Origin of the sequence: Rhizobium sp. S152, from assembly GCF_030380735.1 — a bacterium.
GTDB lineage: Bacteria > Pseudomonadota > Alphaproteobacteria > Rhizobiales > Rhizobiaceae > Rhizobium.
This window is the reverse complement of the sequence record NZ_JAUDRZ010000003.1, coordinates 219970-235967: the sequence shown is the minus strand read 5'-3', so window position 1 is coordinate 235967 and position 15998 is coordinate 219970. Positions and strand designations below refer to the sequence as shown.

Annotated in this window: 16 protein-coding genes; 6 read left to right on the top strand and 10 right to left on the bottom strand. The window is 62.2% G+C overall.

The features are described from left to right. Nucleotides 1–31: 31 nt before the first annotated feature. On the top strand, nt 32–337 hold the full coding sequence (locus tag QTL95_RS05740) for a hypothetical protein (protein ID WP_289719196.1): 306 nt from the start codon (nt 32–34) through the stop codon (nt 335–337). A 5-nt stretch (nt 338–342) separates the two neighbouring features. Here QTL95_RS05740 and QTL95_RS05735 read toward each other — a convergent pair whose 3' ends face one another. The 8 genes from QTL95_RS05735 to QTL95_RS05700 form a co-directional block, all read right to left on the bottom strand. Further along, nucleotides 343–1098, bottom strand: coding sequence for a metallophosphoesterase (locus tag QTL95_RS05735; RefSeq protein ID WP_289719007.1), 756 nt, complete (start codon nt 1096–1098; stop codon nt 343–345). Between the two features lie 113 nt (nt 1099–1211). After that, complete coding sequence (locus QTL95_RS05730) at nt 1212–1544, bottom strand: cupin domain-containing protein (protein WP_289719195.1); 333 nt, start codon at nt 1542–1544, stop codon at nt 1212–1214. Between the two features lie 6 nt (nt 1545–1550). Then, complete coding sequence (kduD, locus tag QTL95_RS05725; RefSeq protein WP_289719006.1) at nt 1551–2306, bottom strand: 2-dehydro-3-deoxy-D-gluconate 5-dehydrogenase KduD; 756 nt, start codon at nt 2304–2306, stop codon at nt 1551–1553. Further along, the gene (gene kduI, locus QTL95_RS05720) at nt 2303–3145 is read right to left on the bottom strand and encodes a 5-dehydro-4-deoxy-D-glucuronate isomerase (RefSeq protein ID WP_289719005.1); all 843 of its coding nucleotides are present in this window, start codon (nt 3143–3145) and stop codon (nt 2303–2305) included. Before kduI ends, kduD begins: the two co-directional genes overlap by 4 nt. 31 nt (nt 3146–3176) lie before the next feature. Continuing rightward, nucleotides 3177–3914, bottom strand: coding sequence for an ATP-binding cassette domain-containing protein (locus tag QTL95_RS05715; protein ID WP_289719004.1), 738 nt, complete (start codon nt 3912–3914; stop codon nt 3177–3179). Then, a complete protein-coding gene (locus QTL95_RS05710) occupies nt 3914–4933 on the bottom strand; it encodes an ABC transporter permease (protein WP_289719003.1) in 1020 nt (339 codons plus the stop codon). Before QTL95_RS05710 ends, QTL95_RS05715 begins: the two co-directional genes overlap by 1 nt. A 69-nt stretch (nt 4934–5002) precedes the next feature. Next, nucleotides 5003–5953: a sugar ABC transporter substrate-binding protein gene (locus QTL95_RS05705; RefSeq protein WP_289719002.1), complete on the bottom strand. Its 951-nt coding sequence runs from the start codon at nt 5951–5953 to the stop codon at nt 5003–5005. A gap of 151 nt (nt 5954–6104) precedes the next feature. After that, the gene (locus tag QTL95_RS05700) at nt 6105–7619 is read right to left on the bottom strand and encodes an aldehyde dehydrogenase family protein (protein ID WP_289719194.1); all 1515 of its coding nucleotides are present in this window, start codon (nt 7617–7619) and stop codon (nt 6105–6107) included. Nucleotides 7620–7740: 121 nt separating this feature from the next. Between QTL95_RS05700 and QTL95_RS05695 the strand changes: the two genes are divergently transcribed. Beyond that, complete coding sequence (locus tag QTL95_RS05695) at nt 7741–8442, top strand: GntR family transcriptional regulator (RefSeq protein ID WP_289719001.1); 702 nt, start codon at nt 7741–7743, stop codon at nt 8440–8442. Between the two features lie 130 nt (nt 8443–8572). Further along, complete coding sequence (locus QTL95_RS05690; protein ID WP_289719000.1) at nt 8573–8740, top strand: hypothetical protein; 168 nt, start codon at nt 8573–8575, stop codon at nt 8738–8740. Between the two features lie 283 nt (nt 8741–9023). Here the strand turns inward: QTL95_RS05690 and katG are convergent, their stop codons facing one another. Next, entirely contained in the window at nt 9024–11198 is a 2175-nt protein-coding gene (gene katG / locus QTL95_RS05685; protein WP_289718999.1) for a catalase/peroxidase HPI, read from the bottom strand. A gap of 160 nt (nt 11199–11358) precedes the next feature. Between katG and QTL95_RS05680 the strand changes: the two genes are divergently transcribed. Both QTL95_RS05680 and QTL95_RS05675 read left to right on the top strand, forming a co-directional pair. After that, entirely contained in the window at nt 11359–12279 is a 921-nt protein-coding gene (locus QTL95_RS05680) for a hydrogen peroxide-inducible genes activator (RefSeq protein ID WP_289718998.1), read from the top strand. Nucleotides 12280–12432: 153 nt separating this feature from the next. Next, complete coding sequence (locus tag QTL95_RS05675) at nt 12433–13839, top strand: adenylate/guanylate cyclase domain-containing protein (protein ID WP_289718997.1); 1407 nt, start codon at nt 12433–12435, stop codon at nt 13837–13839. Nucleotides 13840–13848: 9 nt separating this feature from the next. Here the strand turns inward: QTL95_RS05675 and QTL95_RS05670 are convergent, their stop codons facing one another. After that, entirely contained in the window at nt 13849–14559 is a 711-nt protein-coding gene (locus QTL95_RS05670; protein WP_289719193.1) for a transcriptional regulator NanR, read from the bottom strand. A 179-nt stretch (nt 14560–14738) separates the two neighbouring features. Between QTL95_RS05670 and oiaX the strand changes: the two genes are divergently transcribed. Then, complete coding sequence (gene oiaX, locus QTL95_RS05665; protein ID WP_289718996.1) at nt 14739–15995, top strand: 3-oxo-isoapionate-4-phosphate decarboxylase OiaX; 1257 nt, start codon at nt 14739–14741, stop codon at nt 15993–15995. Nucleotides 15996–15998: the final 3 nt, after the last annotated feature.

The following is a 15998-nucleotide window of genomic DNA, read 5'->3' as shown; positions in this document are numbered from 1 at the left end:
ACACTCGAAGCCTGACACCGGAGGAGAAATGATGGACGAACCAAATCGTTGGCGCCACATGCTGAGCGCGCCGAGAGACGGCAGCCGGATTCTTGTCACGATCTACCCTTCGGAACAGGGACAGGCTGAAGTCGATCTCGCATACTGGTCGCATGGCGATCAGTATGGTGCGGAGGGCTGGCGTGCTTCCGATTCCTCGCCCGGGCGCATCATTGCTTACGCCGAACCGGAACTGAAGTGTTGGATGCCGATGCCATCGGCCAATTTCAGCCGGGCATCCATGCCTTCCCCTTGGGAGGCTGACGATGTGCTGCTGCTGGACGGGTCCGGAATTTAGAGCCGTCAGTCAGCTCGCCAGTTTTCAACGGTAATCTCACCGGTGGCGCCGAGGGCCGTGCAGATGAAATGCGAGAGCTTGTCGTGCCGGATGACGGCCGCGCTCAGGCGGCCGGTTCGGTAAGCCGCGGTATCGATGGCAATACGATTGTCGTAGACTTCGGGGCGCAGGGAATTCGTGATCGTGTGGCCGTGGACAACGATGTACTCGAAGGCTTCGACATGGTCGAGGAAGCCCGCGCGTATCCACCTCAGGTCATAATCGGTCTGCGCGGCCAGCGACACTCCCGGACGAATTCCGGCATGAACAAAACAGAAGCTGCCGATCTGCCTGTAGGTCAGCGCACTGTCCAGCAAGGTGGCATGATGCGGGAAAGCCTCGCGTATATCAGCGGCGATGCCCCTGAAGTCAGGCACCGGCCGGCGAGAATAGGCGCTGACGGTAGCAACACCGCCCCAATCCATCCAGTTGACTGCGTCCTCGGGGGCAAGTTCCCCGCGCAGCAGTGAGCGCAGGTAGAAATCGTGGTTGCCCAGGATCAGTTGCGAGCCCGGATAGAGGTCGAGCGTGGACGCCACGAGATCGAGAACCTGGGGGCTCCGTGGTCCGCGATCAATCAGATCGCCCAGAAAGATGACGGTGGGCTTCGATTGGCGCTCGGCGGAGGTGTCGGCGATATGACGCAGCAGGACTTCCAGAAGGTCTGCACGCCCGTGGACATCGGCAATCGCATAAATATCGGACGAACCATCATCGATCATGAAAAGGCATTCTCTCACGGCGGCAAATATCAACCCGGGTCTACGTTACCTCCGAGAGATCCGCAAGGCGCCGGCGACCCACAGATCGTCGGTTCGTGCCGCATGTACCTCGCCTATAGGAAATCGTCCCGCCGCGGTGTGAACGTGTCGATCAAGAGGCCCTTCTCAAGCGCAACGACGCCATGCACCAGATTGGGAGCGACGATGAAGCTGGAACCGGCGTCGAGCCGGGTGGTGACGCCATCCACGGTAACGTCGAAGGCGCCCTCGGCGACATAGCTCACCTGTGTGTGCGGATGCGAGTGCGGCGCGCCAATGGCGCCGGGCTCGAAGCTGAAGGCGACGAGCATCATTTCCGGGCGGTGCGACAGAACGGCGCGCCGGTTGCCAGGCGCAACCTCCGTCCAGGTGATATCGTCGGGAAGCGTGTAGTGATCGGCCATCATCATCTCCTATCGGGCAAGCCAGCCGCCGTCGACCGGCAGCACCGTGCCATGAACATAATCGGAAGCGCGCGACGCAAGATAGACCGCCGTGCCCGCCATATCCTCGGCCTTGGCCCAGCGGGCCGCCGGAATGCGTTTGAGGATATCCGCGCTGCGCTCCGCATCGGCTCGAAGCGCCTCTGTGTTGTTGGTTTCGACATAGCCGGGGGCGATGGCGTTCACGTTGATGCCCTTCGAGGCCCATTCGTTTGCCATCAGCCGGGTGATGCCAGCAAGCCCGCTCTTCGAGGCCGTGTAGGATGGAATGCGGATACCACCCTGGAACGACAGCAGCGAGGCAATGTTGATGATCTTCGCCGGCGCTTGGCGTGCCAATGCGGCCTTCGCGAATGCCTGGCAGAGGAAGAAGACCGATTTCAGGTTGGTGTCGAGCACCGCATCCCAATCCTCCTCCGTAAACTCCAGCGCATCGGCGCGGCGGATGATGCCGGCATTGTTGACGAGGATATCGGGCGAGACGCCGGCGGCAAGGGCGCGTTCGATAACGGCCTTCGCCTCCCCGGTATCGGACAGGTCCGCCTTGAGCGATACGAACCGGCGCCCCGTCGACGTGACCGCGTCCGCTGTCTCGTCCATCGCCGATCGACCAACGCCGACGATATCCGCGCCTGCTTGCGCAAGCCCGACCGCGATGGCCTGGCCGATGCCGGTATTGGCGCCGGTAACGATGGCCCAGCGGCCGATAAGATCGAAAAGGCTCATCGCAGGTCTTCCATCGGCACCTTGTCCATGTCGGTGAAGCTCATGTTATCGCCGGCCATCGCCCAGATGAAGGCGTAGCGACCGGTGCCAGCGCCAGAGTGTATGGACCAGCCGGGCGACAGCACCGCGTCGTGGTTCTTCAGGACGACATGCCGCGTCTCGCTGGGCTCGCCCATGAAATGGAAGATGCGCGTCGTTTCCTGCATGCCGAAATAGAGATAGACCTCCATGCGCCGATCGTGAACATGCGCCGGCATGGTGTTCCAGACCGAGCCGGGTTCGAACATCGTCAGCCCCACCAGCAATTGGCAGCTGTCGCAGACGTCTGGATGGACATATTGGTTGATGGTGCGGGCGTTGGATTCCTCCGCCGAGCCCACGACCACCTTCCTCGCCATCTCACGGGTGATGTGCACCGTCGGGCACGTCCGATGCGCCGGTGCGCTTAACAGATAGAAAAGCGCCGGCTCCGCCGGATCGCGGCTGGCGAAGCTCAAAGCACCCTCGCCCATTCCGACGTAAAGCGCCTCCTGAAAGCCGAGTTCGTAAGGCTTTCCCGAGACGCTCACCGTGCCGGCACCGCCGATATTGACGATGGCGGCCTCGCGCCGGTCGAGAAAGCGCTCCGTGCCGGTCTCGGCGATGGCGGCGATCTCCAGAGGACCGGCAGTCGGCGTTACGCCGCCGACGATCATGCGATCGAGGTGGCTGTAGGTGAGATTGGCCTCACCAGGGCGAAACAGCTCCTCGATCACGAAGCCGTCGCGCAGGCCCTTGGTGTCTCGCCTTGCGGCATCCTCGGGTCCGACGACCTGGCGTACTGATACTGAAATGGTCACGGGCTATGCCCCTTCTGTCTGTTGGGTGGGATCAGGTGAGCACGACATATTCGGTCAGCTGGTTGATCGTCGTGTCCGCCTTGTCGACATCGAACACCTTGGTGCCGTGGCTCATGATGACGAAGCGATCGCAGACCTGATAGGCGTGGTAGATGTTGTGGGTCACAAGCACGCTGGAGACGTTTTCCGCCTTGAGCTTCAGCACCTGGTTCAAGAGCGCTTCCGTCTCGCGCACCGACAGCGCCGAGGTCGGCTCGTCGAGAAGCAGCACGCGCTTCTTGAAATAGACCGCGCGGGCGATGGCGACGGCCTGCTTCTGGCCGCCGGAGAGGTTGCCGACAAGCGTATCGGGGCTGTCAATGCCCGAGATATGGACGGCGTTCTCAAGCACGTCCATGGCGATCTCGCGCATTTCGCGCTGGCGCAGGAAGCCGAAGCGATCGGTGAGTTCGCGGCCCATGAAGATGTTGCGGGTGATCGATAGCGAATCCACCAGCGCCGTATGCTGATAGATGGTCTCGATCCCGGCATCGGCGGAATCCGAGCGGCAGGTGAACGCTGTCTTTTTGCCATCGACGCTGAGATAACCGTCCGTCGGCTTGTGGATGCCTGAGATCAGATTGACTGTCGTCGACTTGCCGGCGCCGTTGTCGCCGAGCAATCCCACCACTTCGCCTTCGCCGATATGGAAGCTCAGATTGCGCAGCGCCGTCAGCGCGCCGAAGCTCTTGGAGATATTGTGCAGTTCAAGAAGATTGGGGGCCGACATCACGCAAGACCTCGCCGCTCGATAAGGTGGTTGAAGATGGCGGCCAGCACGATCAGCGTCGCGATGAACATGTCGAGATAGAAGCCGGGTGCACGCAAGAGAAGCAGCACGTCGGTGATCGTGTGGATGAGCAACACGCCGAGAAAGACGCCGACGATCGAGCCGCGCCCGCCGCGCAACGACAATCCGCCGATCACGCAAGCGGCGATCGCCTGCAGTTCCAGCCCGGCCCCCTGCCCCGGCTGCACGCTGCCGACACGCGATGTGGCAATGATGCCGGCCACAGCCGCCATGCCGCCGGCGATCGCGAAGGCCACCAGCTTGACGCGGTTGGTGTTGATGCCGATCGCTTCCGCAGCACCGCGATTGCCGCCGGTGGCGAAGACGTGGTTGCCGAAGCGGTGGCGGTGGACCAGGTAGTGAAAGCCGACGACGAAGAGCACGATCCAGATGAAGGCGGCATTGATGCCGAGCAGCGTGCCGGAAAACAGGCTGGTGAAGATCGGCTCCGGATCGAAGCGCACCTGGACGGCGCCGTTATAGAGCAGCACCGCGCCGCGCCAGAACAAGAGGCCGCCCAGCGTCACGATGAAGGACGGCAGCCCGAAGCGCAGCGTGATGTGGCCGTTGAGCAAGCCGATCATGATGCCGGCCAAGACGCCGAGGGGTGCCGCTATGAAGGCGCTCATTCCGGCGCCGACGAGGCTTGCCATCAAGATGGCGGTGAAGGTGTAGACGGAGCCGATGGAGAGGTCGAATTCGCCCGCGATCATCAGCACGCCGGCGCCGAGCGCCAGGCAGCCCAGCACGGGGATCGCCTTCATCAGGATCGTCAGGTTCTGCGGCGAGAGGTAGCGAAACTGATCGGGATAGAGAAGCGCGCCTGCGATGCAGACGATCTGCAGCGTCATGAAGACGAGGAAGATCGCGCCTGCCGGCATCGCCATGATCTGCCGGATAATCGGTTGTTTCTGCGTCCGCGACCGGGGCGCGGCACTTTCTGCGAGAATTGGTGTCACGGTCTGGTACTCGATCGATTGGAGACGGAGAACCCGCCGGCATTGCCGGCAGGCTCCCACGAAACGCGGTTAGCGGAAGCTGCCGATCAGCGGCTTGACCGAGCTGATGCGCGACTTGTCGAGGAAGGCGCCCTGCCCCGTGTCGACGTCGGTCGGGGTCAGCCCGTACTTCTTCGAGAGTGCGATCTGGGCGATCGGATAGTAGCCCTGCAGGTAGGGCTGCTGGTCCATGGTCGCGAACATCGCACCGGATTCGACCGCATTGACGATCTCGACCGCGAGGTCGAAGCCGCCGAACGGAACCTTCACGCCTGCGTCCTTGATGGCGCCGGCGCCGACGGTCGAGGTGACCGAGCCCGTGCCGAACACGGCCTTGACGCCGGGGTTGGCGATCAGGAACTGCGCCATGATGTTCTGCGCCTCGGCCGGATCAAGCCCGGCGCGGACCGTCTCGACCTTGATGCCGGCCTCCTTCATCGCCTTCTCGATGCCGCCGCCGCGCGCGACCGCGAAGCTCGCCTCGGGGATCTCGCGCGGATTGAAGACGACGTCGCCCGACTTCAGGCCGAATTCCTTGATCATCCGGTTTCCGAGCTCGTAGCCGGAGGAGAACTCGTTCATGCCGACATAGGCCTGGCGGCAATTGCCCTTGGCGCCCTCTAGGTCGTCGTTGTTGAAACCGATGACGACGATGCCGGCCTTCACGGCCGCGCAGATGCTTTCATCGAAGGCATCCGACGAGGAGATGGCGACGGCGATGCCATCGACGCCGGCTGCCGTGGCGCTCTCGATCAGGTCGTTCTGGCGGACCGGATCGTTGTTGGCGTATTGCACGTCGAGATCAACGCCGAACTGTGCCGCCGCATCCTTGGCGCCCTTCACCACGGGGTTGAAGAACTGGACGCTCGGATCGAGATAGATGATCATCGTTGCCTTGACGTCGGCGGCCAATGCCGTAGATGTCATCATCGTGGCGATACCCGCGGCGAGTGCTGCGGTTTTCAACCTGGTCAATTTCATTTGCGTATCCTCCCTTTGGATGTGCAATGCGGGTCGAAAGACCCAAGTCTCGGCTGGCGGGCTCCGACCAAAGATCACGCCGGCCGAGATTTTCCTCCCAGACGTCCCGCCTTCTCCCAAAAGCGGAAACGCCCTGTCCCTTGTTTCCCTGTCAGCCGAACCACGGCGCCGGTCGCCCGAACGTCACGTGCACGCCCTTGAACTGGGAATATTCATCGAAGCCGTAGCGGCCGAGCTCGCGGCCGAGGCCGCTTTTCTTGTAGCCGCCGATCGGCAGTTCCGGCGTCCCGTCGATGACGCTGTTGATCCAGCAGCGGCCGGCGCGAATGCGGCGGATGCTCTGCATCGCGTTTTCGAGGTTGGTCGACCATACCGAGGCGGAAAGGCCGAACTCGCTGGCATTGGCAAGCGCGACGGCCTCGTCCGCGGTCTTGAAGGTCATGGTCGAGAGCACCGGTCCGAATATCTCCTCGCGGGCGATCGACATCTGTGGCTTGACGCCGGCAAACACCGTGGGGGCGTAATAGATGCCCTTGTCCTTGCCGACGCGCTCGCCGCCGAGCAGCAGTTCCGCGCCGGATGCGATGCCGGCTTCCACGTAGGAATGAACCTTCTCGACATGCGCCTCGGAGATCATCGCGCCGATCTTTGTGCGATCGTTCAGGGGGTCGCCGAAGGTGACCTTGCGCGAAATGTCGAGCAGGCGCTCCATCAATGCGTCGCGGATGCCTTCCTGGACCAATAGCCGGCTGCCGGAAATGCAGCACTGCCCGCCATTGTGATAGACGCCGTATGCAATGCCATCGGCAGCTGCCTCGAGGTCAGCATCGGCGAAGACGATCTGCGGGCCCTTGCCGCCGAGTTCCAGCCCGACGCGCTTGACGCTGCGCGCGGCGATCTCGCCAAGCTTGGTGCCGACGCGTACCGAGCCGGTGAAGGCCACCATGTCGACGCCGGGATCTTCGGCGAGCACCTGGCCGGCCGGATCGCCGTAGCCCGTCACGACGTTGAAGACGCCATCGGGAATGCCGGCTTCACGCGCCAGTTCCGCCATGCGGACCGAGGTTCCCGAGGTGAATTCGGACGGCTTGAGGACCACGGTGCAGCCGGCGCCGATTGCCCACGGCACGCGTTCGGAAGCGATGATGAAGGGGAAATTCCAGGGCGTGATGATGCCGACGACGCCGACAGCCTCGCGTAGCACCAGACCCAGGCGATCGTCACCGATATTGTTGTGCGCCTGGCCTTCCAGCGCGCGCGCCTGGCCGGCCGCGTAGGACCAGAGGTCGGCGCAGAAGCCGATCTCGCCGCGCGCCTGTGCGATCGGCTTGCCCACCTCGAGGCTTTCAGCCAAGGCAAGCTCTTCCTGATTTTTCAGGATCAGGTCCGCCACCTTGAACAACAGGCGTGAGCGCTCGGCGCCCGACATGCGCGGCCACGGGCCGGTGTCGAAGGCGCGGCGGGCTGCGGCAACGGCGAGACGCACGTCATCGGCCGATGCTTCCGGCCAGGTGCCGACCACCACGCCCGCGTGACCGGGACTGACACGGTCGATCGTGCGACCGGATGCGGCATCCACCGACTTGCCATCGACAAGCATCTGGTAGCGGGATTTAATGTTCAGCCTGGGATTACTGGAATCAGGCGCAATGAAATTGGACAGCACGTTACCCAACAAGCCGACACTCGCTGCCGGCCCTCCCTTTTTACCCGGTTTTGGACCACCGGATTTATGTTGCGTTTGAATTGTATGGTACTGTATGGTGGTTTAAATTGGATGTCAACGGATGACGGCGACGAAAGACATGAACCTCGAATCCTTGAAGATTGAGACCGGCGAAACGGCTGCTGCGCAGGTGGAACGAGACCTGCGCGAGCAGATCATCAGGCTGGAACTGGCGCCCGGCACCCGGCTTTCCGAGCAGGAAATCGCCACCCGCATGGGCGTATCGCGTCAACCGGTGCGCGAGGCGCTGATCGCGCTCGGAAAATCAAGGCTGGTCGACGTGCGTCCCAACAGGGGCACTGTTGTTGTCCGGATCTCGGCGCGGCAGATGATGGAGGCACGCTTCGTGCGCGAGGCGCTGGAAACAGCTGTCGCCCGTCGCGCCAGTGAGAGCTTCGACACGTGGACACGCCGCCGGATCGACACCATAATCGGCAGGCAGCGGGTAGCGATGGAGGCGCACGACCACAACGCATTCCGGCGAGAGGACGAGCAGTTCCATATCGCAATCGCGGAAGGCGCGGGATGCAGTCTCGCCTGGAACGCAATCGCCGACATCAAGGCCCATATGGACCGCGTTTGCAATCTGCAGCTTCGCCACCCCGATTCCATGATGCGGCTGATCGCCGAGCATGAAGCGATCATCGACGCCATCGACGGACGCGATGCGGACGCGGCGGTGGCCGCCATGCGAGCGCATCTGAACGGCATCCTGTCGGATCTGCCGCAGATCGAGGCGGATAATCCCGATCTGTTCGAGTGATGTCAGGGGCAGCTCTGGCCTAATCAGTCGAGATTGATTTTCAATGTCCCGGTGCTTTCTTGCCGATCCATGGAACCAGCCCTCCATTTGGCCATTAATGTGCCATGCACCACAATGGAGAACTGAAACAATGGCCAAGGACGTGACAGGTCGCCGAGAAAAGGAACATGTCGACGAGGATCAGAATGGCGTGATCGTTGCCGGCCCCGAAGCACACGCACGGGAGCGCGCTGGCAAGGATCCCGATCACAGGAAACTTCCGGAAAAAGATAAGAAGACAGCTAAGCCGAATACTTAGAGCAATTCCAGGAAAAGTGCGAAGCGGTTTTCCGTCCGGAATTGCGTCAAAACAAAAGGATAGAGCTGTTCCGCGATTCTAGGAGAAGCGGAATTGCTCTGGCCCGAGCGTGGCACTGACGGAGTAGGCAGTGGCCTGCCGTCGCACGCATAACAGCAAAGCCTGAAAACGCTTTTTGCCGATACGAACCTCGCTGAAAAGACCTGCATCGTATTGCGCAAGCACAAAGACCCTCCCGTGCTCACACGGGAGGGTCTTTTAGTGCGGTCGACCCCAGTCGCCGTCAGGCGATCAGGTCGAAGCGATCGGCGTTCATCACCTTCGTCCAGGCGGCGACGAAGTCCTTCACGAACTTTTCCTTGCTGTCGTCCTGCGCATAAACTTCCGCATATGCACGCAGCACCGAGTTGGACCCGAAGACGAGATCGGCGCGCGTGGCGGTAAAGCGGACAGCACCGGTCTTGCGATCGCGGATCTCGTACGAGTTCCGGCCGGTCGGGATCCAGGAGTAAGCCATGTCGGTCAGCGTGACGAAGAAGTCCGTGGTGAGCGCGCCAACCGTGGACGTGAAGACGCCATGGGTGCTGCTGCCGTGGTTGGCGCCGATGACGCGCAGGCCGCCGACCAGAGCCGTCATTTCCGGCGCGGTCAGGCCCATAAGCTGGGCACGGTCGAGGAGCAGTTCCTCGGCGCTGACCACATAGTGCTCCTTCTGCCAGTTGCGGAAACCGTCCGCGAGCGGTTCAAGCGGCGCGAAGCTGTCGGCATCGGTCTGCTCGGCCGTGGCGTCGCCACGACCAGCCGCGAACGGCACCTGGATATCGAAGCCGGCGGCCTTGGCCGCCTGTTCGACACCGTAGTTGCCGGCAAGAACGATGACATCGGCAACCGAAGCACCGGTCGAAGCGGCGATCGGCTCCAGCACGGCGAGAACACGGGCGAGGCGCTCGGGCTCGTTGCCGGCCCAGTCCTTCTGCGGCGCCAGACGGATGCGCGCGCCATTGGCGCCGCCGCGATTGTCCGAACCGCGGAAGGTGCGGGCGCTGTCCCATGCGGTGCTGACGAGGTCGGCAACAGAGAGGCCGGAAGCGGCGATCTTCGCCTTGACGGCGGAAACGTCATAGCTCGTGCTGCCTGCCGGGATCGGATCCTGCCAGAGCAGATCCTCCGCCGGAACATCCGGGCCGATGTAGCGCGCCTTCGGGCCCATGTCGCGGTGGGTCAGCTTGAACCAGGCGCGAGCGAAGGCATCCGAAAACGCTGCGAAGTCATCGCGGAAGCGAAGCGAGATCTCGCGGTAGATCGGGTCTACCCGAAGCGCCATGTCGGCGTCCGTCATCATCGGATTCAGGCGGATGCTCGGGTCTTCAACGTCGACAGGCTTGTCGGCGTCGGCGATCGAGATCGGCTCCCACTGGGTGGCGCCTGCCGGGCTCTTCACCAGATGCCATTCATGCTTGAACAGCATCTCGAAGAAGCCGTTGTCCCACTTGGTCGGCTCGGTGGTCCAGGCGCCCTCGATGCCTGACACCACGGTATTCCGGCCGATGCCGCGGCCTTTGGTGTTCAACCATCCGAGACCCTGGGCTTCGGGACCTGCCGCTTCAGGATCGGCGCTGAGGTCAGCGGGGTTACCATTGCCATGGCTCTTGCCGATGGTGTGACCACCTGCGGTCAGCGCAACGGTCTCCTCGTCGTCCATGCCCATGCGGGCAAAGGTTTCGCGCATCTGCGCTGCGGTGGCGAGCGGATCGGACTTGCCGTTGACGCCTTCGGGATTGACGTAGATCAGGCCCATCTGGACCGCCGCAAGTGGATTGGCGAGCGTGGCGGGCTGAGCGACATTGCCGTAGCGTCCGTCGCTGGGAGCAAGCCATTCCTGCTCGTCACCCCAATAGACGTCCTTTTCCGGCTGCCAGATGTCTTCACGGCCGAAGCCGAAACCGAAGGTTTTCAAGCCGGCGACATCATAAGCGATCGTGCCTGCGAGCGCGATAAGATCGGCCCAGGAAATCCGGTTGCCGTACTTCTTCTTGATCGGCCACAGAAGGCGGCGGCCCTTGTCGGTGTTGACGTTGTCCGGCCAGGAATTCAGCGGTGCGAAACGCTGGTTGCCGGTATTGGCGCCACCACGGCCGTCGGCGGCGCGATAGGAACCGGCTGCGTGCCAGGTGACGCGGGCCATCATGCCGACATAGCTGCCCCAGTCGGCCGGCCACCATTCCTGGCTTTCGGTCATGAGTGCCCTGAGATCAGCCTTCAGCGCCTCCACATCGAGCTTCTTCAGCTCCTCGCGATAGTTGAAGTCCTTGCCGAGCGGATTGGTCTTGGTGTCGTGCTGGCTGAGGATGTCCAGATTCAGCGCGTTCGGCCACCATTGGGTAACGGATTTGCCGAGTGCGGTGTTGCCGCCGTGCATGACCGGACACTGGCCGGCCGATGGTGTCTTCGTATCCACGTTATTTCTCCCTAAAATTCGGACTTGGGTGACGTCGCGTGCGAAATGTTTCGCGCGGGTCGCTGAACCAGCTCTCAGGTCCAATCCCATAGATAGGCAATAAGCAACTCGGTCGATAAATTCCAATTGTATATTCTGAATGGGCTGATAGGTTTTAATTATGATAGGCTTGTCGATGAAGCACCTACGCTATTTTGAGGCTCTGGCGCGGCTGGGGCATTTCGGCCGTGCCGCGGAATCCTGTGCGATTTCCCAGCCCGCTCTGTCCGTGCAGATCCGAGAGATGGAGGAACTGATCGGCGCGCCGCTCGTCGAACGAGGCGGCAGGCAGATCCGCTTGACCAGCCTCGGAGAGGAATTTGCCGAACGCGTCCGTGCCATCCTGCGGTCGGTCGATGATCTTGCGGAACTGGCGCGCGCGACGCAGGCGACACTGGCGGGCCGGCTTCGCATCGGCGTTATTCCGACGATTGCTCCCTATCTGCTGCCAGATGTCATCAAGACGCTGACGCTACGCTATCCCGGGCTCGACCTGCGGCCGCGCGAAGCAGTGACCCAGCGGCTGATCGAGGACCTGCACGAGGCGAGACTGGATGCCGCGATCGTCGCCCTTCCGGTGTCCGAACCCACGCTCGAGGAAATCCCGCTGTTCAACGAGGAGTTTGTACTGGTGCGGCCGATCGAGGACGCAGAAAAGCCGGTCCCAAGTTCCGAAATGCTGCAGGAAATGCGCCTGCTGCTGTTGGAGGAAGGGCATTGTTTCCGCGAGCAGGCGCTCTCTTTCTGCAACATCGCCGCTGCCCCGCCTCGCGAACTGATGGAGGGTAGCTCGCTGACCACGCTGGTGCAGATGGTGGGCGCCGGCATCGGCGTAACGCTGCTGCCGCAGATGGCCGTGCCTACGGAGACGCGCTCGGCGGATGTGAGCGTTTTCCGCCTTTTGGAGCCCCGCCCCTCTCGCAGGATCGGCATGATCTGGCGCAAGACCAATCCCCTGGCTTCGCAATTCGGCCCGATCGCCGAAATCGTCCGGGAGGCTGGAACCCGCAAGACGGCGCGGCTGGAGACCTCCCTGGCGTAACGAGGAGGCGTTTCCCCGTTTTTCGTGGCTCAACGAAATCGACTTGCACGACCTTTGTCGCTTTCCCGCGAGGGCAAAGATCAGGACTTCCGGGGAGCGGCGTGGTATGATTGAGACAGTGGCGATATTCGCTGTCCGCATCGGAACATTCCCATGAGCGACGTTGAGAGCCTATTTTCCGCCTTGCAGCAGACGGCTGACGCGAAAGCGGTAAAATGCATCGAAGCCGTGATCAAGAGCGGGGCCGATCGCGAGCTTAACCGGATCAATGTATTGGCCTTTGCCAGTCAACACGGGCTGGATGAAGAACAGACCATCGCGGCCTTTCTTCACGCGGCGCGCCTCGGCATTTTCGAAATGACGTGGAATGTGCTCTGTCCGGGCTGCGGAGGGGTGCTCGACACCGGTGCAAGCCTCAAGAGCGTCACCCATGACAGCTATCATTGCGGGCTCTGCGCCGCCGGATACGAGCCGACTCTCGACGAGATGGTGGAGGTCACCTTTACCGTCAGCCCGCGTGTGCGCCGCATCGCCGCTCACGACCCCGACCTGCTGCCGCCTCTTGAATATTACCGACAGATGTTCTTCAGCTCCGGCGTCGACCTGCCGGATGATCTCGAGCAGAAATTCGCGCCTATCATGCTTGAGATGATCGATCTGTCGCCGGGCGAAAAAGCCTTCGTCTCCCTGCAGCTTCCACCCGAATTCGTCATCATCTTCGATGCCGTCACGCATTCGGCTCAGTTCATCGATGTCAAGGGCGAGCCCACCAGCGAGCGCCAGAGCCTGTCGTTTATTGTCAGCCGAGGACATGCGCTGAACGAAACGGTCGTCCTGCGGCCCGGGGCGCTCAGGCTTTCATTGGAAAACAATACCGATCGCAGGGTGATGCCGAACATCTGCGTAGCCAATGACGCCTTGCACGATCTTCTGGGACACAGGCGTCCGTTCCTGACGGCCAAGCGTTTGCTGACGAACCAAAGCTTCCGCGACATCTATCGTACCGATACGCTCGACGTCGACCAGCGGCTCAAGATCACCAGCCTGACCTTCCTGTTCACCGACCTGCGCGGCTCCACGGCGCTCTACGAGCGTGTCGGCGACATGGCAGCGTTCGATCTTGTCAGAGCCCACTTCAGGGTGCTGCACGACATCGTTGCCTCGGAGACCGGGGCTGTGGTGAAGACCATCGGCGACGCCGTGATGGCAAGCTTCCCGAGCCCCGATCGCGCAGTGGCGGCGGCGTTACGCATGCGGCAGGCGATGATGCGCCTGAACGCCGAACACGGCGCCGATGACCTGCTTTTGAAGATCGGCATCCACGAGGGCTCGTGCCTCGCCGTCAGTCTTAACGATCGCCAGGACTATTTCGGCCAGACGGTGAACATCGCCTCGCGCGTGCAGGGGCTGGCCGATCCCGACATCATCATGACGACGGAAGCCGTGGTCGGCGATGCGCGCGTTTCTGAAATATTGCGGGAACGGAACATCAGTTCGGTCTCGCGTATAGCCGAACTCCACGGCATCGACCAACGCGTCAGGGTCTTCGCGCTGTCCTAGTATCGCGGGCTAGTCGCGGTTGGTGTAGAGCGCGCTCGACCGCTCGAGATGCTTGAGGATCGCGGCTTCCGCGCCATCGGCGTCGTTGGCAGCGAGACAGTCGAGGATCTGCTCGTGCTCGACCAGCGTGAACTTTTCCTTACCGGTCCAGATCAGCATGTCCGTGTGATAGGCCTTCAGCCACGCAAGCATGGCCTCGCTGACAGCCACGAAGATCGGGTTGCCCGACACTTGTGCGATGCGCGTATGGAACTGCATATCGGCGGCGATGAACTCTTCGGCATTGCCGAGCGCCCGCCTCTGGTCCTCGATGATTTCCCGTAGATCTGCAATATCGGCGCTCGTCGTTTTCAACGCCGCCTCGCGCGCCATGCCGCGTTCGAAGAAGATGCGGGAGCTCTTGAGATGATCAAGCGAGTCGGCCGATTGCGAGAGCATGATCTTCGCCGTCAGGTCGACCTGGCGGAAGATCGACTTGGCCGTCAGGCGCTGCACCTTGGCGCGCTCGCCGTGCGAGATCGTCACCAGCCCCATGCCCGCAAGCGATTGCATTGCCTCGCGAATGGCGGGACGGCCTACGCCGAAGCGCTCCATGAGGACGCGCTCGGACGGCATCTCGTCACCCGGCTGCAACTCTCCCGATGTGATCATCCGTTCCAATCGGTCGAAGACCTCATCGGACAACTTGCGACGGACAATCTGCTCCACAGGCTGGTTCATGTTTTCTCGCTGACTCAAGATGATCCCCCCTTATGCATCTTCAGACCTCCGCACGAAAGTCCACCGTTCACAATTGCGCATATCAGAAATTTTTCGTTGCAGAAATTGGAATACTCATTATACCAGTTCACAACATGACGCCATGGCAAATGATCGGCCTGGCGGAGGAGGAATGCAATATGATCACGTTGACCTACCGCATCGAGACGTCCGGCAGCATAGAAGCCATGGCTGCCAAGATCGCCAGCGACCAGTCGACGGGCACCTTCGTGCCGGTTCCCGGTGAGACGGAAGAGCTGAAGGCGCGTGTCGCCGCCCGCGTGCTCGATATTCGTCACCTTCCGGCCGCCGACTACCCGACCTGGCCGGAAACGGCGCCCGGTCCCGGCCGCATCAAGCGCGCCGACGTGGACATCGCCTTCCCGCTCGACGCCATCGGCACCGATCTCTCCGCCCTGATGACGATCGCCATCGGTGGCGTCTACTCGATCAAGGGCATGACGGGCATCCGCATCGTCGACATGAAGCTGCCGGAAGCCTTTGCTTCCACGCACCCCGGCCCGCAGTTCGGCCTGCCCGGCACGCGTCGCCTGACCGGCGTCGAGGAACGCCCGATCATCGGCACCATCGTCAAGCCGGCGCTCGGCCTGCGCCCGCTCGAGACGGCCGCGCTGGTCGGCGAACTGATCGAGTCCGGCGTCGACTTCATCAAGGACGACGAGAAGCTGATGAGCCCGGCCTACTCGCCGCTCAAGGAGCGCGTCGAGGCGATCATGCCGTTGATCCTCGACCACGAGCAGAAGACGGGCAAGAAGGTGATGTACGCCTTCGGCATCTCGCATGCCGATCCCGACGAGATGATGCGCAACCACGATCTGGTGCTGAAAGCCGGTGGCAACTGCGCCGTCGTCAACATCAATTCGATCGGCTTCGGCGGCATGAGCTTCCTGCGCAAGCGCTCGGGCCTCGTGCTGCATGCGCACCGCAACGGCTGGGATATCCTGACCCGCGATCCGGGCGCCGGCCTCGACTTCAAGGTCTACCAGCAGTTCTGGCGCCTGCTCGGCGTCGACCAGTTTCAGATCAACGGCATCCGCATCAAGTATTGGGAGCCGGACGACAGCTTCGTCGAATCCTTCAAGGCGGTCAGCACGCCGCTGTTCAGCAAGGCGGATTGCCCGCTTCCCGTGGCCGGCTCCGGCCAGTGGGGCGGACAGGCCCCGGACACCTACAATCGTACCGGCCGCACGCAGGATCTCCTCTATCTATGCGGCGGCGGCATCGTCAGCCATCCCGGCGGACCGGCGGCAGGCGTTCGCGCCGTGCAGCAGGCCTGGCAGGCGGCGGTCGCGGATATTCCGCTCGAGGAATACGCCAAGGATCACCCGGAGCTAGCTGCCTCGATCGCGAAATTTGGCGACGGGAAGGCAGGCTGAGAC

Bases quoted from the DNA above. Each gene is read 5' to 3' on its own strand.
- QTL95_RS05690 (WP_289719000.1), top strand. From the start codon at position 8,573: ATGGCCAAGGACGTGACAGGTCGCCGAGAAAAGGAACATGTCGACGAG.
- QTL95_RS05680 (WP_289718998.1), top strand. From the start codon at position 11,359: ATGATAGGCTTGTCGATGAAGCACCTACGCTATTTTGAGGCTCTGGCG.
- QTL95_RS05735 (WP_289719007.1), bottom strand. From the start codon at position 1,098: ATGATCGATGATGGTTCGTCCGATATTTATGCGATTGCCGATGTCCAC.
- QTL95_RS05695 (WP_289719001.1), top strand. From the start codon at position 7,741: ATGACGGCGACGAAAGACATGAACCTCGAATCCTTGAAGATTGAGACC.
- kduD (WP_289719006.1), bottom strand. From the start codon at position 2,306: ATGAGCCTTTTCGATCTTATCGGCCGCTGGGCCATCGTTACCGGCGCC.
- QTL95_RS05740 (WP_289719196.1), top strand. From the start codon at position 32: ATGGACGAACCAAATCGTTGGCGCCACATGCTGAGCGCGCCGAGAGAC.
- QTL95_RS05730 (WP_289719195.1), bottom strand. From the start codon at position 1,544: ATGATGGCCGATCACTACACGCTTCCCGACGATATCACCTGGACGGAG.
- oiaX (WP_289718996.1), top strand. From the start codon at position 14,739: ATGATCACGTTGACCTACCGCATCGAGACGTCCGGCAGCATAGAAGCC.
- QTL95_RS05670 (WP_289719193.1), bottom strand. From the start codon at position 14,559: ATGAACCAGCCTGTGGAGCAGATTGTCCGTCGCAAGTTGTCCGATGAG.
- QTL95_RS05715 (WP_289719004.1), bottom strand. From the start codon at position 3,914: ATGTCGGCCCCCAATCTTCTTGAACTGCACAATATCTCCAAGAGCTTC.
- QTL95_RS05675 (WP_289718997.1), top strand. From the start codon at position 12,433: ATGAGCGACGTTGAGAGCCTATTTTCCGCCTTGCAGCAGACGGCTGAC.
- QTL95_RS05705 (WP_289719002.1), bottom strand. From the start codon at position 5,953: ATGAAATTGACCAGGTTGAAAACCGCAGCACTCGCCGCGGGTATCGCC.